Source organism: Streptacidiphilus jiangxiensis (assembly GCF_900109465.1).
Classification (GTDB): domain Bacteria; phylum Actinomycetota; class Actinomycetes; order Streptomycetales; family Streptomycetaceae; genus Streptacidiphilus; species Streptacidiphilus jiangxiensis.
In genome coordinates this window covers 41,338-57,530 of record NZ_FOAZ01000026.1, presented here as the reverse complement: position 1 = coordinate 57,530, position 16,193 = coordinate 41,338, and the positions used below count along the sequence as shown (strand labels likewise).

General features: G+C 72.5%; 21 protein-coding genes. 9 read left to right on the top strand and 12 right to left on the bottom strand.

Translation table 11 applies throughout. The features are described from left to right. Positions 1-80 precede the first annotated feature (80 nt). Positions 81-878, bottom strand: a complete 798-nt coding sequence (locus BMY61_RS36080) for a GNAT family N-acetyltransferase (RefSeq protein ID WP_042457806.1) — start codon at positions 876-878, stop codon at positions 81-83. A 107-nt stretch (positions 879-985) separates the two neighbouring features. On the opposite strand from BMY61_RS36080, the gene BMY61_RS36075 reads away from it, so the two are divergent. From BMY61_RS36075 to BMY61_RS36060, 4 genes are all read left to right on the top strand, one after another. Then, positions 986-1,348 carry a hypothetical protein gene (locus tag BMY61_RS36075; RefSeq protein ID WP_042457804.1) on the top strand — a complete coding sequence of 121 codons (363 nt, stop codon included), beginning with the start codon at positions 986-988 and terminating at the stop codon, positions 1,346-1,348. Positions 1,349-1,449: 101 nt separating this feature from the next. After that, on the top strand, positions 1,450-1,872 hold the full coding sequence (locus BMY61_RS36070) for a helix-turn-helix domain-containing protein (RefSeq protein WP_042457802.1): 423 nt from the start codon (positions 1,450-1,452) through the stop codon (positions 1,870-1,872). Beyond that, the gene (locus BMY61_RS36065; RefSeq protein WP_042457800.1) at positions 1,859-2,425 is read left to right on the top strand and encodes a hypothetical protein; all 567 of its coding nucleotides are present in this window, start codon (positions 1,859-1,861) and stop codon (positions 2,423-2,425) included. Before BMY61_RS36070 ends, BMY61_RS36065 begins: the two co-directional genes overlap by 14 nt. Positions 2,426-2,558: 133 nt before the next feature. Further along, positions 2,559-2,918, top strand: coding sequence for a DUF2516 family protein (locus BMY61_RS36060; protein ID WP_042457797.1), 360 nt, complete (start codon positions 2,559-2,561; stop codon positions 2,916-2,918). Here BMY61_RS36060 and BMY61_RS36055 read toward each other — a convergent pair. Next, positions 2,848-4,338 carry a PP2C family protein-serine/threonine phosphatase gene (locus BMY61_RS36055; RefSeq protein WP_063773389.1) on the bottom strand — a complete coding sequence of 497 codons (1,491 nt, stop codon included), beginning with the start codon at positions 4,336-4,338 and terminating at the stop codon, positions 2,848-2,850. The two genes, BMY61_RS36060 and BMY61_RS36055, sit on opposite strands and share 71 nt — an antisense overlap. A 249-nt stretch (positions 4,339-4,587) precedes the next feature. Between BMY61_RS36055 and BMY61_RS36050 the strand changes: the two genes are divergently transcribed. Continuing rightward, complete coding sequence (locus tag BMY61_RS36050) at positions 4,588-5,160, top strand: O-acetyl-ADP-ribose deacetylase (protein WP_042457794.1); 573 nt, start codon at positions 4,588-4,590, stop codon at positions 5,158-5,160. A gap of 84 nt (positions 5,161-5,244) precedes the next feature. Here the strand turns inward: BMY61_RS36050 and BMY61_RS36045 are convergent, their stop codons facing one another. Next, a complete protein-coding gene (locus BMY61_RS36045; RefSeq protein ID WP_042457791.1) occupies positions 5,245-6,279 on the bottom strand; it encodes a C40 family peptidase in 1,035 nt (344 codons plus the stop codon). Positions 6,280-6,463: 184 nt separating this feature from the next. After that, positions 6,464-7,288, bottom strand: coding sequence for a class I SAM-dependent methyltransferase (locus BMY61_RS36040; protein ID WP_042457787.1), 825 nt, complete (start codon positions 7,286-7,288; stop codon positions 6,464-6,466). 180 nt (positions 7,289-7,468) lie between these two features. On the opposite strand from BMY61_RS36040, the gene BMY61_RS36035 reads away from it, so the two are divergent. Both BMY61_RS36035 and BMY61_RS36030 read left to right on the top strand, forming a co-directional pair. Beyond that, entirely contained in the window at positions 7,469-8,800 is a 1,332-nt protein-coding gene (locus BMY61_RS36035) for a glycosyltransferase (protein WP_082015557.1), read from the top strand. 10 nt (positions 8,801-8,810) lie between these two features. Then, on the top strand, positions 8,811-9,338 hold the full coding sequence (locus BMY61_RS36030) for a type III secretion system chaperone family protein (RefSeq protein WP_082015566.1): 528 nt from the start codon (positions 8,811-8,813) through the stop codon (positions 9,336-9,338). A gap of 143 nt (positions 9,339-9,481) precedes the next feature. Here the strand turns inward: BMY61_RS36030 and BMY61_RS36025 are convergent, their stop codons facing one another. Together BMY61_RS36025 and BMY61_RS36020 are read right to left on the bottom strand one after the other, a co-directional pair. Next, a complete protein-coding gene (locus BMY61_RS36025; RefSeq protein ID WP_042457779.1) occupies positions 9,482-10,468 on the bottom strand; it encodes an asparaginase in 987 nt (328 codons plus the stop codon). A 46-nt stretch (positions 10,469-10,514) separates the two neighbouring features. Then, positions 10,515-11,057 (bottom strand): RsiG family protein, encoded by a 543-nt coding sequence (locus BMY61_RS36020; protein ID WP_042457777.1) that lies wholly within the window; start codon positions 11,055-11,057, stop codon positions 10,515-10,517. A 195-nt stretch (positions 11,058-11,252) separates the two neighbouring features. Between BMY61_RS36020 and dtd the strand changes: the two genes are divergently transcribed. Further along, positions 11,253-11,678 (top strand): D-aminoacyl-tRNA deacylase, encoded by a 426-nt coding sequence (gene dtd, locus BMY61_RS36015; protein WP_042457774.1) that lies wholly within the window; start codon positions 11,253-11,255, stop codon positions 11,676-11,678. A gap of 1 nt (position 11,679) precedes the next feature. Then, entirely contained in the window at positions 11,680-12,174 is a 495-nt protein-coding gene (locus tag BMY61_RS36010; protein ID WP_052439400.1) for a hypothetical protein, read from the top strand. 3 nt (positions 12,175-12,177) lie between these two features. Here the strand turns inward: BMY61_RS36010 and ygfZ are convergent, their stop codons facing one another. The 6 genes from ygfZ to BMY61_RS35980 all read right to left on the bottom strand — a co-directional run bounded on the left by ygfZ (position 12,178) and on the right by BMY61_RS35980 (position 16,062). Then, a complete protein-coding gene (gene ygfZ / locus BMY61_RS36005) occupies positions 12,178-13,182 on the bottom strand; it encodes a CAF17-like 4Fe-4S cluster assembly/insertion protein YgfZ (RefSeq protein ID WP_082015556.1) in 1,005 nt (334 codons plus the stop codon). Beyond that, positions 13,179-13,640 carry a Fur family transcriptional regulator gene (locus BMY61_RS36000; RefSeq protein ID WP_425314730.1) on the bottom strand — a complete coding sequence of 154 codons (462 nt, stop codon included), beginning with the start codon at positions 13,638-13,640 and terminating at the stop codon, positions 13,179-13,181. Before BMY61_RS36000 ends, ygfZ begins: the two co-directional genes overlap by 4 nt. A gap of 112 nt (positions 13,641-13,752) precedes the next feature. Further along, positions 13,753-14,355, bottom strand: a complete 603-nt coding sequence (locus BMY61_RS35995) for a heme-binding beta-barrel domain-containing protein (RefSeq protein ID WP_042457768.1) — start codon at positions 14,353-14,355, stop codon at positions 13,753-13,755. A 200-nt stretch (positions 14,356-14,555) separates the two neighbouring features. Continuing rightward, the gene (locus tag BMY61_RS35990; RefSeq protein ID WP_042457765.1) at positions 14,556-14,810 is read right to left on the bottom strand and encodes a DUF3099 domain-containing protein; all 255 of its coding nucleotides are present in this window, start codon (positions 14,808-14,810) and stop codon (positions 14,556-14,558) included. A gap of 82 nt (positions 14,811-14,892) precedes the next feature. Next, positions 14,893-15,183, bottom strand: coding sequence for a DUF1416 domain-containing protein (locus tag BMY61_RS35985; RefSeq protein WP_042457762.1), 291 nt, complete (start codon positions 15,181-15,183; stop codon positions 14,893-14,895). Between the two features lie 36 nt (positions 15,184-15,219). Next, positions 15,220-16,062, bottom strand: a complete 843-nt coding sequence (locus BMY61_RS35980; RefSeq protein ID WP_042457758.1) for a sulfurtransferase — start codon at positions 16,060-16,062, stop codon at positions 15,220-15,222. Between the last annotated feature and the right edge of the window lie 131 nt (positions 16,063-16,193).

The following is a 16,193-nucleotide window of genomic DNA, read 5'->3' as shown; positions in this document are numbered from 1 at the left end:
GCCCTCACCGCGCGCGGTCCAGAGGAGGCTAGCGAAGCCCCCGCCCCACGCAAAGACTCGGCAGGCCGGGCCCGCCCGCCCTACCGCAGCCGGTACTCGTACGGAGTCGTCGTCGCGAGCTGGACGAAGCCGAGCCGGGCCAGGATCGGACGGCTCTGGTCGGAGGCGTCGACGAACAGGTAACGGTAGCCCCGCTCCACGGCCACCCGCGCGCGGTGGGCAACCAGCGCACGGTAGATCCCACGGCCGCGCCACTCGGCGACGGTGCCGCCGCCCCACAGGCCGGCGAAGTCGGTGCCCTCGGCGAAGTCCATCCGCGCCGCGCAGACCGGCCGGTCCCCGGCCATCGCCAACAGCACCACCAGGCTCTCCGGCGCCGCGGCGAGCTGGGCGAGCAGCCGCGCCCTGATCCGTGCACCGGTCCCCACGGCGAAGGCCTCGTCGTGCACGGCCGCGACCGGCTCCACGCCTGCGGTGTCGGTGACCGGCAGCAGTTCCACGCCCTCCGGCAGCGGGGCCGCGAGGGCGGCGACGTCCGCGGCCTCCGCCACCATCAACGCCTCCGTGTCGTCGGCGACGAACCCGGCCGCGGCCAACCGATCCCCCAGGTCGGCGGGCCGGTCGTGGCTGTAGAGCTTCCACTCGAAGCTCTCCACGCCGGGCTGCGCCCGGTACTCCGCCACCTGCCGGGCGATCGCCTGGTCGGCCCCGGTGCCGGCCTCGTCCAACCCGGACCAGAGCACCCCGTTCCACAGCTCCCCCGGCCCGACCTGGCGCACCACCTCTCCGGTCCGTTCGACGCGGGCCGGCGCCGGGTCGGGCCGCGCCTCCTTGCGCATCTGCCGGTCGAAGAGCGCGAGCGTCGTGTCCACATCCATGCCGTCCACGCCACCACAGGCGTGCCGAACTGGGCAAACGCTTTAGGGCCTACCGGGGAGGGCACCGCAGTAGGGTTCACCTTTCGCCACTCGGCCAGGGGGAGCCCATGGAGATGTTCACCTTCGACCGCGCGGAACGGTCCGTCACCCAGCACGGCAGCATCGGCCTGACGGCGACGCGGATCGCCCACGGAACGGGCCCGTCCAACGGCGACGGTGCGTTTCTCGCGCATCTGTCCGTGGCCGCGGGCGGCGTGGTCGGGACGCACCCGGCTATGGGACCGCAGCTGTTCCTCGTGCTCACCGGCGCCGGCTGGGTCGCCGGCCCCGACCGGGTCCGCGTCCCGATCGCCGCGGGGCAGGGCGTCCGCTGGGAGCAGGGGGAACTCCACACCTCCGGCACGGACACGGGCTTCACCGCCCTGGCCCTGGACGGTCCAACACTGCAGTTGTTCGCCCCGGAGTCCTGACCCGCAGCGCCGGGGTCGCCGCCGGGGTCGCCGCCCGACTCGCGCGTGCGCGAGTTAGCGCCGTGCTTGCAATTGCAAGCACGGCGCGGCAGCATGTGGGCATGGCCTCACTGAACGTCGGGTCGCTCGGCGAGTACATCCGGGAGCAGCGGCGGCACGCGCAGTACTCGCTGCGGCAGCTCGCGGACGCCGCAGGGGTGTCGAATCCGTATCTGAGCCAGATCGAGCGCGGGTTGCGCAAGCCCAGCGCGGAGATCCTGCAGCAGATCGCGAAGGCCCTGCGGATCTCCGCGGAGACGCTCTACGTGCAGGCGGGGATTCTGGAGGAGCGCGATGAGCACGGTTTCGGGCTGCGGACGGCGATCCTCGCCGACCCGCTGATCAATGAGCGGCAGAAGGACGTGCTGCTCGCCGTGTACGACTCGTTCCTCAAGGAGAACGGCGTCCACCAGGCCGACCAAGACGAGCCGCAGTCCCTCGATGAGAACGCACAGAAGGGGAGGATTTCCGATGGCGATCGCTGAGGACCTCCGCAAGACCCTGTCCGATCCGACGCCTCTCTACGCGCTCGCCGGCGCCGGTGACCTGGCCGTGGAGAAGCTCAAGACCGTCCCGGAGCGCGCCGCCGCGCTCGCCGCGGACCGCAAGGCCGCGCAGGACAAGGCGGCCGCGAAGCTGGGCGAGGCCCAGACGCGACTGAACGAGGCGCAGGTCAAGGTCTCCGAGGCGGTGCAGACGCTGCCGACCGACCTGAAGTCGCTGCAGGAGAAGGCCCAGGGCCTGGCGCTGCAGAGCGTGGGCCGGGCGGCCGAGCTCGCCGTGAAGGCGCGTGAGGCGTACGACGAGCTGGCCGCGCGCGGCAAGGCCGTCGTCGACCGTCAGTTCAACGGCGCCGAGACGCTCGACGGCGAGCCCGCCATCGAGGCGCCCGCGGCGCCGGTGGCCAAGGCCGACGTGTTCGCGGCCGAGACCGAGGAGCCGAAGGACGCGGCCCCCGCAGCCGAGGCCGACGCCGAGGCGCCCGCGCCGAAGCCGGCGCGCAAGGCGGCCCCGCGCAAGCCCCGCGCGAACGGCTGACCGCGCCCGGGATCTCCCCCGGGAACAGGCTTGAGCAGGCAACGGCTGGGGCACGTCTCGAGTGTCCCAGCCGTTGTCGTGACACGATGAGTGTGTCACCGGGATGCCCGCGCAACCGCAACAAGGAGTGGCGATGAACCAGCTTTCCGCCTCCGGGATCCTCACGGACGCGTTCGGCACGTTCCTGGGCTGGGTGTCGCTGGCGCTCGTGGCGTTCAAGGTGTTCACCCTGATCGACGCGGCCTTCCGTCGCGAGGACGCGTTCCGCGCCGCGGACAAGCAGACCAAGCCGTTCTGGCTGATCATCCTGGCCGTCGGCACCGCCGTCAGCTTCGTCCCGGGGATGGGTCTCTTCCTCGGGCTGATCGGCCTGGTGGCCTCGATCGTCTACATGGTCGACGTGCGGCCCGCGGTCAAGCGGGTCAGCCCGGCCCGGGGCGGCCGGAAGGGCCAGAAGAAGCACGATCACATGGGGCCGTACGGGCCCTGGTGAGCAGCAGCACCGCGACGTCGTCGGCCAGCGCGCCGCCGTTGAGGTCCTCGACCTCGGACATCGCGGTGTCGATCAGCAGGGCGTCGCGCAGGCCGCCCTGCTGGTGGTGGTCGCCGATCATGTCGATCAGCCCCTCCTGGCCCAGGCGACGTGTGCCGGCGCCTATCCGCCCCTCGATCAGGCCGTCGGTGTAGAGCATCAGCGCCCAGTCGTCGCTGAGTCGCACCTCGGCCGCGGGCCAGTGGCCCTGACCGTCGGCGAGCAGGCCGAGCGCGGGGCCGGCCTCGTCGTAGGGCAGCAGCAGGGGCGGGCCCTGCTCGCTCAGCAGCAGCGGGGCCGGGTGCCCGGCCAGATGCAGCTCGGCCACGTCCTCGTCGGGGCGGATGGCGAGCATGCACAGCGTCGCGAAGATCTCCTCGCTGCGCCGCTCGTGCTCCAGCACCCGCTGGAGCGTCGCGAGCAGCGCCTCACCGGTGAGGCCCGCGAAGACCAGGGTGCGCCAGGCGATGCGCAGCGCGACGCCGAGCGCGGCCTCGTCGGGGCCGTGGCCGCAGACGTCGCCGATGACGACGTGGACGGTGCCGTCGGAGGTGCGGACGGCGTCGTAGAAGTCCCCGCCGAGCAGCGCGCGGCGGCGGCCGGGCCGGTAGCGGGCGTGGAAGCTCAGCCCGGAGCCGTCGAGCAGCGGGGTGGGCAGCAGGTGGCGCTGCAGGCGGGCGTTCTCCTGGCCGCGCAACTCCGCCTCGACCAGGCGGCGCTGGGACTCGTCGGCGCGCTTGCGCTCCACGGCGTAGCGCACCGCGCGGGTCAGCAGCCGGCCGTCCATCTCCTGCTTGACCAGGAAGTCCTGGGCTCCGGCGGCGACCGCGGCGGCACCGAGGTGCACGTCGACGGTGCCGGTGACGGCGAGGACGGCGGTGTGCGGGGCCCGGCGCAGCAGCGTGCGGATGTCCTCCAGGCCGCTGGAGTCCGGCAGTTCGAGGTCGAGCAGGACGCAGGCGGTGTCGTGGCCGAGCAGCGGCAGCGCCTCGGCGAGGCTCCGCGCCCAGCGGAAGGCCACCTCGGATCCGAGCTCGGCCAGCAGGTTGCGGACGGACTCCGCGCCCGCGTCGTCGGCCTCGATCAGCAGCACCGAGAGCGGCGGGACCGGGCCCGCGGGACGGGGCAGGGCGGCGAGGTTGGCCGGATGCGCGGACGCGGCACCGGCGCGGGCCGCGTCAGCGCGGGCAGCCACACGGGGCGCGTCGACACGGGCCACGTCGGCCCGGGCATCGGCGCGGGAGAGGTCGGCGGCGGAGGAACCGGTCGAGGGCGCGGTCCGGCCGACGGCAGCGGTCGAGAGGCGCGGACGCGGTATCGGCGCGCCCGCGGGACGCTGCTGATCGGCCGCGCTGGAAGCAGCTCCGGCATGGGCGGACATCGGCTACCTCCCTCTCTCCGAGTCGGTAACGGCTGGGCGGCGTGCGCAGTGCCCACCCAACACCATGATCCGGCGGCCTCCTCGCGACCGGTACGCAGGCTCCACGAAGCCTCCCCATCCGCTTCCGGGCCCCGGACGACCGCCGAGCCCCCGGTGACACGCCAGTTTCCGTGCGCCGCTTGGGCAGTATTGCGGATGCGGCACCGCGTCGGCGCCGGATACGGTGCGAGGGACCGAAGGGAGCCCGTGATGGAGATCACGCTGACCCAGGGTGACATCACCCGGCAGCGGGTGGACGCGATCGTCAACGCGGCGAACTCCTCGTTGCTGGGCGGCGGCGGGGTGGACGGGGCGATCCACCGGGCGGGCGGACCGGAGATCCTGGCCGCGTGCCGCGCGCTGCGCGCCGGGCACTACGGCAAGGGCCTGCCGACCGGTCAGGCGGTGGCCACGACGGCGGGCCGGCTCCCGGCCCGCTGGGTGATCCACACCGTCGGGCCCGTCCATCCGCGCCCCGAGGACGGGGCGCCGGAGCTGGCCCGGCGGACGGAGCTGCTGGCCTCCTGCTATCGCGAGTCGCTGCGGATCGCTGCGGAGTTGGGCGCGCGCAGCGTGGCCCTGCCGGCGGTCTCGACCGGCGTCTACGGCTGGCCGATGGAGAGCGCGGCGCGGACCGCGCTGGGCGAGGTGCTGGAGCTGGAACGGAAGGGGAGCCTCGGCGAGGCCCTCGACGAGGCGCGGTTCGTGCTGTTCGGGGCGGACGCCTACGGCGTCTTCGAGCAGGTGTTGCAGGAGTTGTCGCACGGACCCATGGTGGACTGATGGGGCGTCAATCCACCATGGTTATTCGATAACTCGTTCGAGTGAACTTAGCTTTTGCGATCTCCTACGCCTCCTGCGCTCTCGTCAGTCGGGTCTGACCACGCCCAGAATGGGCATCGAGCCGGCGGCGGCCAGCTCCACCACCCCGCCGGGGTGCGGGGCCTGGATGATCGCCCCGTCGCCGACATAGAGCGCGACGTGCGTCGCGTCGCGGAAGTAGACGACGAGATCACCGGGCCGCAGGTCCGAGACGGAGACGTGCCGCAGCTGCGCCCACTGCTCCTGCGAGGTCCGGGGGATGTCGATGCCGGCGGCCTGCCAGGCCCGCATGGTCAGCCCCGAGCAGTCGAAGCTCCCCGGCCCCACCGCGCCCCAGAGATACGGCTTGCCGATCTGCGCCACGGCGTACGCGATGGCCGCCTGCGCCGGTCCGGACGCCTGGCGGGCCAGCTGCGCGGCGGTGAGTGAGGCGCGCCAGGCCATCTGCCGGGCATAGGCCGACGCGGCCTGGAGCTGCTGGAGCACCGCCAGGTCGGGCGCGGAGAGGGAGGCGAGCAGAGCCTGCGCCTTCGCCAGCCGTGCCTTGATCTCCGCGACGGCGCCGGCGGCGGTCGCCTGGTCCTTGGCGAGCGCCTCCCAGTCGGCCGTGGCCTGCTCCCCGTAGGCGGCCAGTGCCGCCCTGGCCTGCTGCAGTTGCTGGAGCGTGCTCGCAACCGACCCCATGGCCTGAGAGGCGAGCGGGAGTTGGGCCAGGTAGGCCTGCGGGTCCTGCGCGAGCAGGAGCTGCAGCGTCTGATTGCCGGCCAGGGCTTCTCCGTCGTACTCCCCCGCGGCGATCTGCCCGACGACGGAGGTGAGCTGGTCCACCTGCGCCTGCTCGGCGACGATCTCGCGCGCCAGCGCGAGGATCTGGGTCTGCTGCTGGGTGATCGCCTGGGTCGCGGTGTCGTAGGCGGCGGTCGCCGCTTCGGCCTGCTGGTAGAGCGAGGCGATCTGCGCCTGCAGCGCGGCAAGTCGGGTGGCGGGCGGAGCGGCCTGGGCGGGCGGGGCAGCGGTCGGCACCAACGCGAGCACGACACCGGCGAGGAGCGCGAGGTCCCAACGACGAGAGCGTGCCACGACAGCCTCCCGGGGCCAACCTGTTCTGACGGTGCGTCAGATCGAGATGCTGCCATGGATAAGTTGCACTATCCAGGGGCGCGGGGAACTGCGCGAGCAACCACCCGGAGCGGATGGCCCTGCACAACGAGGACCATCCGCTCGTCAGTGGCTCGTCGCGCAGTTCCCCGCGCCCCTGGGGGGCTCACGCCGGAGCGACGGCGTCCCAGCGGATGGTGAGTTCGCCGAGGCGGCGGCGGGTCGGGGTGTCGGTGACGGGCCAGGACTCGGCGACGGTGCGGGTCGTGGCGAGCCAGCGCTGACGGACGCCGAAGTCCGCATAGGGCGCCGACGCCGCCCACGCGCGATCGAGGTCGCGGAGGAAGGCGTGCACCGGCTCGCCCGGGACATTGCGGTGGATCAGCGCCTTCGGCAGCCGCTCCGCCAGGTCCGAGGGACGGTCGAGCGAGGCGAGGTGCGCCGAGAGCGTCAGCGTGCGCGGGCCCTCGGGGCCGAGCGCGACCCAGACCTGCTTGCGGCCGATCTCGTCGCACGTGCCCTCGACCAGCAGCCCGTCCGGCGCGAGCCGCGCGCACAGCCGCGCCCACACCGCCTCGACCTCGTCCTCCTCGTACTGGCGCAGCACGTTCGCCGCGCGGATCAGCAGCGGACGCTCCTGGCCGTCCAGCGGCACCTCGAAGCCGCCCCGGCGGAAGGTCAGCGCCGGCGGCCGCGCAACCCGCTGCGCGGCGGCGACCCGGTCCGGCTCGATCTCGATGCCGACCATGCGGACGTCCGCCCGCACTTCCCGCAGTCGGTCGAAGAGCTCGACGGCCGTCCAGGGGGCGGCGCCGTAGCCGAGGTCCACCGCCACCGGAGGGGCGTCCGCGCGGCGCAGGGCGGGGGCGAGCGCGTGGGCGATCCAGCGGTCCTGGCGACGGAGCCGGTTCGGATTGGTCGTGCCCCGGGTGATCGCGCCGACCGGCTTTCCCGGTCGTCCCGCTCCCCTGCCCGCCGCCACCGCACCCATGTCACGCAGCGTATCCGGGCGACCGCCGTGCCAGCACCCCGGGTGAGCGTCCAGGTACCGTGGAGGTGGGCGGGAATCGCTGGGCCGACAGTGCGGTTGCACCAGTGTCGAAGGACGACGCAGGACGGCCCAGGACCGGAAAGAGGACGAGCGGTGACCCATCAGCCCGCCCGAGTCGCCATGCTGAGCGTGCACACCTCCCCGCTCCACCAGCCGGGAACCGGCGACGCGGGGGGCATGAACGTCTACATCGTGGAGCTGTCCAAGCGCCTCGCGGAGCAGGGCACCGAGGTGGAGATCTTCACCCGTGCCACCGCGTCGGAGCTGCCCCCGCTCGTGGAGCTGGCCCCCGGCGTGCTGGTGAGGCATGTCACGGCAGGCCCCTACGAGGGGCTGCTGAAGGAGGACCTGCCGGCCCAGCTCTGCGCGTTCACCCACGGCGTGCTGCGCACCGAGGCCGGGCACCGCCCGGGCCACTACGACGTCGTGCACTCGCACTACTGGCTCTCCGGCCAGGTCGGCTGGCTCGCCGCCGACCGCTGGGGCGTGCCGCTGGTGCACACCATGCACACCATGGCCAAGGTCAAGAACGCCTCCCTCGCGATGGGCGACACACCCGAGCCCGCCGCCCGCGTCATCGGCGAATCGCAGGTCGTCGCCGCGGCCGACCGGCTGATCGCCAACACCGACGAGGAGGCGCAGCAGCTCGCGCACCACTACGGCGCGCACCCGGAGCAGCTCTCCGTCGTCCACCCGGGTGTGAACCTGGAGGTCTTCCGTCCCGCCACGGCCACGCCCACCGGCCCCGTCGGCGACGCCCTGGACAAGCCGCTGGACCCGGCCGCCGAGGCGGCACGGGTACGGGCCATCCGCTCCCGGCTCGGGCTGCCGGTCGACGCGGTGGTCCTCCTCTTCGCGGGCCGAATACAGCCGCTCAAGGCCCCCGACGTGCTCGTCCGCGCGGTCGCGCAACTGCTGGACGAGTCACCCGAACTGCGCAGCCGCATCGTCGTCCCGATCGTCGGCGGCCCCAGCGGCAGCGGCATGGCCAAGCCCGAGGCCCTGCAGAAGCTCGCGGCCCAGCTGGGCGTCTGCGACGTCATCCGCTTCCAGCCGCCGGTCTCGCACGCGGAGCTCGCGGACTGGTACCGGGCCGCGACCGCCCTGGTGATGCCCTCCCACAGCGAGTCCTTCGGCCTGGTCGCCCTCGAGGCCCAGGCCTGCGGCACCCCCGTCGTCGCCGCCGCGGTCGGCGGCCTGCCCGTCGCGGTGCGCGACGGCGAGACGGGCTTCCTCGTCCACGGCCACGACCTCCGCGCCTGGGCGCGGACCCTGCGCCGCTTCGTCGACCACCCCGAGCTGGGCGCCCGCATGGGCGCGGCGGCCGCGCGTCATGCGCGCGCCTTCGGGTGGGACGCGGCGGCCCGCACCACGGCCGAGCTGTACGCCGACTCCATCGCCCGGACGCGCGCGGCGCAGTCCCACGGGATGGCGGCGGCTACGGCACGGTAACGTGCCGAGCATGGGTGAAGAGCGGGACACAGGGCAGGCGGCGCGGGTCCGGGTGGCCGAGGTGCTGCGGGCCGCGCTGGAGGAGTCCGGGGTCGCCTGGGAGCAGCCGTCCGATGATCCGTGGACGTTCGTGGCCCAGCTCCCGGGCACGCGCAAGCTCTCCACGACGTGCTCGTTGCGCGTCGGCGAGCAGACGCTGTCACTGAACGCGTTCGTGGTGCGGCGGCCGGACGAGAAGTTCGAGGAGTTCTTCCGCTGGCTGCTGGAGCGCAACACCCGCATCTACGGCCTCGCCTACGCGCTGGACCGGCTCGGGGACGTGTACCTGGTGGGTCGGCTCCCGCTGGCCGCCGTGACGGCGGAGGAGGTCGACCGGCTGCTGGGCACGGTCCTGGAGAACGCGGACGAGCCGTTCAACCAGCTGCTGGAGCTGGGCTTCGCGACGGCGATCCGCCGCGAGTGGGAGTGGCGCGTCAAGCGCGGCGAGTCCACCCGCAACCTCGAGGCCTTCGGCCGGATCACCGGGGCGGAGGGCTAGCTTTCGCCACCGCGGGTCGTTGCACCTCCAGGGGCGCGAGGACTGCGCGACAAGACACCGACGTGCGGATGCTCCTCAACGCGCAGGGCCATCCGCACGCCAATGGTTGCTCGCGCAGTTCCTCGCGCCCCTGGATAGTGCAACTAGAACGCGGCCCGGACCTCGCCGACCGGCGCTCCGCCGCCGAGGAGCGGGGCTGCCGCGATGCGGTCGAGAGTGTCGTCCTCGGTGGTGACGCCCATGCGGCGCAGGGCTGCCGCGAGGACCGGGCCCAGGGCCCGCTTCGCACCGTCGTCGATCTTGAAGGCGAGGGCGCGGCCGTCCGGGAGGGCGACGGCCTGGACGGACTCCGCACCCATCTTGGCCATCGCGCCCGGGACCGCGCGCATCAGCCAGGTGTCGATGCGGCGGGTGCCCGCGACGTACTCGGGGTGCGCGCGCATCGCGTCGGCGACGCGGCGCTGCGGGGTGCCGGGGTCGGCCAGGACGTGGGCGCGGAAGGCGCGCGCCAGCGCGACGAGGCTGACGGCCATCAGCGGCGCGCCGCAGCCGTCGGTGCCGACCGCGGCGACCGGCTCGCCGCTCAGCTCCTCCAGCGTGGCGCGGGCCTCGACCTGGACCGGGTGGTTCTCGTCGAGGTAGGTCGCGGTGTCCCAGCCGTTGTGGACGCAGGACGCGAGCATCGCCGCGTGCTTGCCGGAGCAGTCCATCAGGATGCGCTCACGCCGGCCGCCGGCGCGTATCCACGCCTCGGCCTCGTCCTCGTCGAGGGAGAGGGAGGGAGGGGTCTGCAGGTCGGACTCGTCCAGGCCGGCAGAGGCGAGGATCTTGCGGACGGCCTCGAGGTGAAACGTTTCCGCGGAGTGGCTGGCCGCCGCGAGGGCGAGGAACACGCCGTCCAGGTCCAGGCCGGTCCGCAGCACGGCCGTGGCCTGCATCGGCTTGTTGCTGGAGCGCGGAAAGACGGGGAGCTCGGGGACGCCGAGGGCGAAGTCGACGCTGCCGTCGGCGGCGAGGATCACCAGCGAGCCGCGGTGGTGGCCCTCGACGAAACCGGAACGGACGACCTCGGCCAGGACCGGCAGGTCGGCGGGCAGGGAGGCGGAGGAGGGAGCAGAGGGTGCAGACATGAGGGTGTGCCTTGGAACCTTCCAGGGGGACCGCCCTCGGCCGGGGTCACCCGCCGGTGAGCAGGTCGTCGACGCGTGCTTCCCCTTCACGGTACCTGCGTGCGATCTCCGCGCTGCACTCGTCCACCGTCCGCTGGAGCCGGTGACGCCGCCGGGAGATGCCGCGCTCGTGCGCGCTGAGCCGGCGGCAGGCCGCGAGCAGCTGCCCGTCGCTCTGACCGGTGAGGTCCGCGAGCCTGGCGTCGGCCATGAGTTCGTCCGCGAGCGCCCGGTACTGGCGGCTGCTCGGTGTGGAGACGGTGAGGTGGCGGGCGGAGTGCCGCACCTGGGACGGGATGTCCGCGAGGATCTCCGGCAGATGCTCCAGAAGGGTGTCCGCAGGCGCCTCGGCCAGCGCGCTGCGCCGGTCCAGCTCGGCGCGCAGGATGTCGACCCGACCCTGCAGCAGGCGCCGCAGGTAGGACAGGTCGGCCTCCTCCTGCTGGGCCTCGCGCCGTAGGGTGCGCAGCTCGTCCAGGCCCAGCGCGGCGAGGCCCGTCCCGGGAGGAGCGGGCACGAGGGGCGCGGCGAGGTCGTCTTGGTGTCCCACGGGTGCATCGTGCCATCGTCGGACGAGGGTTCGTCGACGGCTGCACCCGATCGGGCCCGTGGCGAATGACGGTGATAAGTACGACCGCCGCATATCCCCAGCGCACGGCCCTCGCGGGGTCGGCGTGGGGGCGTGCGGACATCCTCCGCACGCCCCCACGAACGGCCCAGTACCGGCGTGCCGGAGAATAGGGGCATGCGTGCAGTGGCTCAGCGGGTGACCGAGGCAAGCGTGACCGTCGACGGCGAGGTCGTCGGGTCCATCCTGGGACCGGGTCTGTGCGTCCTGGTCGGGGTGACCCACGAGGACACCCCCGAACAGGCCGCGCTGATGGCACGGAAGCTGTGGTCGCTCCGCATCCTGGAGGGCGAGAAGTCCTGCTCGGACCTGAACGCCCCGCTGCTGGTGATCAGCCAGTTCACCCTCTACGGCGACGCCCGCAAGGGCCGTCGCCCCACCTGGAACGCGGCGGCGCCCGGCCCCGTGGCCGAGCCCCTGGTCGACGAGGTCGTCGCCCAACTCCGCGCCCTCGGCGCGACGGTGGCAACGGGACGCTTCGGCGCGGACATGAAGGTGTCGTTGACCAACGACGGGCCCTTCACGGTCGTGCTGGAGTTCTGACGTGGGCGACCCGGGGGAGATCGACGCGGCGGTGCGCCTGCTGGTCGAGCTGGCCCGCACCGACCGGATCGACGGCATCGGCTGCCGCGCCTCCCTGGCGGAACTGGCCGATCGCCACGGCCCGGCCGGGGAGGGCGGCCCGGTGCACGAGAGGAGCAGGTGGCCGCGCTGGTTCGGCTACGGCAACCTGCAGCTCGAGGTCTGCCGTTGCCGGGTGGTGGAGATGATGGTCGTGCCGGTCTGGCACGGCCAGGTGCTCGACCACCCCGCCGAGGGCGTCGGTCTCTCGCTCCTCCGCCCGGTGCTGACCGCCGCGGGCTACACCGAGCCGCCGACGCCGAAACTGCGGAGCCAACTCCTGCTCGACCGCGAGTCGGGCGGCATCCGGACGTCGTTCGTCTTCGGCGCCACCGCCGACGGCTTCGAGAACGGTCCGCTCCTGGACGACCCCGAGCTGGTCAAGGTCGTCTCCCACGCCTGGCACACCTGCCCGTAGCCCTTACGGCTCGACGATCAGCTCCTGCGCTGCGGCCACCGTGCCGGCGAGCAGCTGCGCCTCCGGCGCCGTGTTGCGCTTGATCAGACCCAGCGCGATCGGCCCCAGCTCGTGGTGCCGGACCGCCGTCGTGACGAAGCCGACCGGGCGGCTGTCCGGGCCGTCGGCGGCGACGCGGATCGGGTCACCGTGCGAGGGAAGGGATTCCTCGCTGCCGTCGAGGTGGAGGAAGACCAGACGGCGCGGGGGGCGGCCGAGGTTGTGGACCCGGGCGACCGTCTCCTGACCTCGGTAGCAGCCCTTCTGGAGGTGGACGGCGGTCTCCAGCCAGCCCAGCTCGTGCGGGATCGTGCGGTGGTCGGTCTCGAAGCCCAAGCGGGGGCGGTGTGCCTCGACACGCAGGGCCTCGTAGGCCCACAGGCCGGCCGCCGGGCCGAGGCCGGTGACCGCGTCCGCCAGAACGGCACGGGGGAGGAACAGGTCCCGACCGTGGGCGAGCTCGCGCACCGCCGCGGCCTCGGGGACGGCCGGAGCATCCGGCGCCGCGAAGACGACGGCGTACTCGGCCGTCGCGTCGGCGATCTCGACCTGGGCGAAGAACTTCATCTTCTGCAGGTAGGCCACCAGCTCCCCGGTCGTGCCGGGCTCGACGTGCATCCACACCGTCGCGCCGTCGTCGACCAGGTAGAGGGCGTGCTCGACGTGCCCGTTCGGGGAGAGGATCAGCGCCTCCGTGGCGCGGCCCGGCGGGAGCTCGCTGACGTGCTGCGTCAGCAGCAGGTGCAGCCAGCTCAGGCGCTCGGGGCCGGAGACGGTGACGACGCCCCGGTGGGAGAGGTCGACGAAGCCCTGACCGGAGGCCAGCGCCCGCTGCTCGCGGAACAGGTCGCCGTAGTGGGCGGCGACGCCCACGTCCACGCCGTCGGCCACGACCGCGCCGGGCAGGCGGTCCAGCAGCGGACTGCGGTAGGCGGTGGTCTCGGTCCTCGTCGTCGCGGGGGTGGTCACGCGTCGTTCTCCTCAGCCGTCTCCTGGGCACGTTCCGCCTTCGCCGTGCAGGACGCGCAGCGGCCGAAGATGGCGAAGTGCTTCATGTCAGTTTCGAAACCATGGGCGCGCCGCAGGGATTCCACGAACGGCGCGGCCAGCGCGACATCGGTCTCGATGACCGCGTCGCAGTCCCGGCAGACCAGGTGCATGTGCTGGTCGCGGCTGGCCAGGTGGTAGGTGGGAGCGCCGTGACCGAGGTGGGCGTGGGTGACCAGGCCCAGTTCCTCCAGCAGGTCCAGGGTGCGGTAGACGGTGGAGATGTTCACGCCGGCCGCCGTGCGCCGCACGGCGGTGAGCACCTCGTCCGGCGTGGCGTGCTCCAGCTCGTCGACGGCCTGCAGCACCAGCTGACGCTGCGGGGTGAGCCGGTAGCCGCGTTGGCGCAGATCCGTCTGCCAGTCGATGCCGCTGCTCACGAGAAACAAGCCCCTGTCTGGTCCACGCACGTCCGCGCACGCAAAAGTCCCGTACCCCCGAGTCTAGGGGGGTACGGGACAGGAGCGTCCTGAGCGGTGGGTCGGCCGCGGCTCAGCGGAAGAAGGCGATGCCGTCGTCCGGGAGGTCCGCGATGTCCTCGATCAGCTTGGCGGGGCTGAGCACCTTCTTCAGCTGCGCCGACATGTAGGGACGCAGCGGCACCTCGGGGGCGGCCTTCTCGCCGACCCACATCAGGTCCTCGTTGACGTACCCGTACAGGCGCTTGCCGCCGCTGTAGGCGGGCGCGCCCTCGATCCGGGCGACGGCGTCGGTGGCGATGTCGATCTGCGGCTTGCCGTCGGCCAGCTCGCCGTACCAGATCTCGACCGTGCCGTCGTCGCGGACGGAGGAGAACTCGATCTCACGGACGCCGGAGGTGCCGTGGGCGTTGCTGGTCACGCGCCAGAAGCCGTGCTCGTTCTCGAGCGGGCGGACCTTCTCGCCCTGCTCGTCCAGCACCCAGGTGCGGGAGCGGAACTCCAGGAACGGGCGGCCGTCGTGCCGGAAGACGATCTCCTGGCCGAAGTTGCACTTCTCCTCGCCGGGGCTCGTCTGTCCAGGAAGCGGCTCGAAGACGCCCGCACCCTCCCAGGTACCGAGGAGGAAGGCCAGGGAGACGACGTCCTGGTGCAGGCCGGAGGGGATCTCGATCATGTTCAGCGCTGACCCTGGTAGAGCTTGGTGACGGAGTAGTACGCGAACCACACGATGGCGACCGCCATGACGCCCAGCAGGATCTCGAAGAACGTGGTCATTGCATGTCCTCATCGGTGGGGAACAGTCCTGCGCCGAGTCTAGTCGGCGCCTCTCCCCCGCTCACGGTGAGGCCCGCCATACGAGAGCCGACGGTTCGGTCACCGAGACCGGGGCTGGCGCGGCCGTCGCGGACCGGGGACGCGCCGGCTCACCGACGGGTCGTCCCACCAGGGGTCGTCGGGGCCGCGCCGGTTCGCCACGATCGCGGCGACCGGCGGGATGACCATGGCGACCAGGCTCATCACCACCGCCGCGGGGACGGACCACAACCGCACCACGTTCCACGCCAGCACGATGAGCAGCAGGCAGGCTCCCATCAGGGCGTAGTACACGTGCCGACGTCGCGACTGCATACCCCCAGTCTTCCCGCTGACGCGGCCCTGGAACGCGCGAGCCCCCTTCCGGCTGGGCCGGAAGGGGGCATCGTCACCTCGTTCAGACGGTGATGGCGACCTCGGTGAACTGGCCCTGCTGGGCCACGACCGAGCGGTCGACCGTGGCGCCCGGGACGAGGGCACGCAGCGTCCAGCTGCCCGGGGCGGCGAAGAAGCGGAACTGGCCCGTCGCCGAGGTCGGGACCTCCGCGGTGAACTCGCCGCTCGCGTCCAGCAGCCGGACGTAGCCGTTGACCGGCTCGCCGTCGCGGGTCACCGAACCCTGGATGATCGTCTCGTTGGCCACGTCAACTCCTGCCAGCTCGGGCCCACCGGCCTTGGCTCCACACATGTCCGTACTCTCCTTGCTTCGCTTGGCGCGGCCTGCTCAGTTGGAGCCGAGCTCGATCGGCACGCCGACGAGGCTGCCGTACTCGGTCCACGAGCCGTCGTAGTTCTTGACGTTGGTCTGGCCGAGCAGCTGGTGCAGCACGAACCAGGTGAGCGCGGAGCGCTCGCCGATGCGGCAGTAGGCGATGGTGTCCTTGGACAGGTCGACGTTCTCGGCCTGGTAGAGGTCGCGCAGCTCGTCGTCCGACTTGAAGGTGCCGTCGTCGTTGGCGTTCTTGGACCACGGGATGTTGCGCGCGGTCGGGACGTGGCCCGGACGCTGCGACTGCTCCTGCGGCAGGTGCGCGGGGGCGAGCAGGCGGCCGGAGAACTCGTCGGGCGAACGGACGTCGACGAGGTTCTTGCTGCCGATCGCGGCGACGACGTCGTCACGGAAGGCGCGGATGGAGGTGTCCTGGGCCTGCGCCTTGTACTCGGTGGCGGCGCGGTTCGGGACGTTGGCGCCGTCGACCAGCTCGCGGGAGTCGAGCTCCCACTTCTTGCGGCCGCCGTCGAGGAGCTTGACGTCGCCGTGGCCGTAGAGCTTGAAGTACCAGAACGCGTAGGAGGCGAACCAGTTGTTGTTGCCGCCGTAGAGGACGACGGTGTCGTCGTTGGCGATGCCCTTGGCGGAGAGCAGGGCCTCGAAGCCGGCCTGGTCCACGAAGTCGCGGCGGACCGGGTCCTGGAGGTCCTTCTTCCAGTCGATCCGCACGGCGTTGCGGATGTGGTTCTTGTCGTAGGCGGCGGTGTCCTCGTCGACCTCGACCACGACGACCTTCGGGTCGTCCAGGTGGTCCTGAACCCAGTCGGCGCTGACCAGGACGTCACTACGGCTCATGGGAAAAACTCCTCCGGGGCAGTTGCGGAAGGTTGGTCGCCGCGCGTGGTGGAACGTCCGGAGGGGAGTCCGGATCGTGGACGTGCGGCAGGAAGTGTTTCAAAGGCGCCGCTCGGCGGTGCGGAGCAGCG

Excerpts from the sequence above, each read along its gene's own strand:
- BMY61_RS36080 (WP_042457806.1), bottom strand. The coding sequence starts at position 878 with ATGGATGTGGACACGACGCTCGCGCTCTTCGACCGGCAGATGCGCAAG.
- BMY61_RS36075 (WP_042457804.1), top strand. The coding sequence starts at position 986 with ATGGAGATGTTCACCTTCGACCGCGCGGAACGGTCCGTCACCCAGCAC.
- BMY61_RS36070 (WP_042457802.1), top strand. The coding sequence starts at position 1,450 with ATGGCCTCACTGAACGTCGGGTCGCTCGGCGAGTACATCCGGGAGCAG.
- BMY61_RS36065 (WP_042457800.1), top strand. The coding sequence starts at position 1,859 with ATGGCGATCGCTGAGGACCTCCGCAAGACCCTGTCCGATCCGACGCCT.
- BMY61_RS36060 (WP_042457797.1), top strand. The coding sequence starts at position 2,559 with ATGAACCAGCTTTCCGCCTCCGGGATCCTCACGGACGCGTTCGGCACG.
- BMY61_RS36055 (WP_063773389.1), bottom strand. The coding sequence starts at position 4,338 with ATGTCCGCCCATGCCGGAGCTGCTTCCAGCGCGGCCGATCAGCAGCGT.
- BMY61_RS36050 (WP_042457794.1), top strand. The coding sequence starts at position 4,588 with ATGGAGATCACGCTGACCCAGGGTGACATCACCCGGCAGCGGGTGGAC.
- BMY61_RS36040 (WP_042457787.1), bottom strand. The coding sequence starts at position 7,288 with ATGGGTGCGGTGGCGGCGGGCAGGGGAGCGGGACGACCGGGAAAGCCG.
- BMY61_RS36035 (WP_082015557.1), top strand. The coding sequence starts at position 7,469 with ATGCTGAGCGTGCACACCTCCCCGCTCCACCAGCCGGGAACCGGCGAC.
- BMY61_RS36030 (WP_082015566.1), top strand. The coding sequence starts at position 8,811 with ATGGGTGAAGAGCGGGACACAGGGCAGGCGGCGCGGGTCCGGGTGGCC.
- BMY61_RS36025 (WP_042457779.1), bottom strand. The coding sequence starts at position 10,468 with ATGTCTGCACCCTCTGCTCCCTCCTCCGCCTCCCTGCCCGCCGACCTG.
- dtd (WP_042457774.1), top strand. The coding sequence starts at position 11,253 with ATGCGTGCAGTGGCTCAGCGGGTGACCGAGGCAAGCGTGACCGTCGAC.
- BMY61_RS35995 (WP_042457768.1), bottom strand. The coding sequence starts at position 14,355 with ATGATCGAGATCCCCTCCGGCCTGCACCAGGACGTCGTCTCCCTGGCC.
- BMY61_RS35990 (WP_042457765.1), bottom strand. The coding sequence starts at position 14,810 with ATGCAGTCGCGACGTCGGCACGTGTACTACGCCCTGATGGGAGCCTGC.
- BMY61_RS35985 (WP_042457762.1), bottom strand. The coding sequence starts at position 15,183 with ATGTGTGGAGCCAAGGCCGGTGGGCCCGAGCTGGCAGGAGTTGACGTG.
- BMY61_RS35980 (WP_042457758.1), bottom strand. The coding sequence starts at position 16,062 with ATGAGCCGTAGTGACGTCCTGGTCAGCGCCGACTGGGTTCAGGACCAC.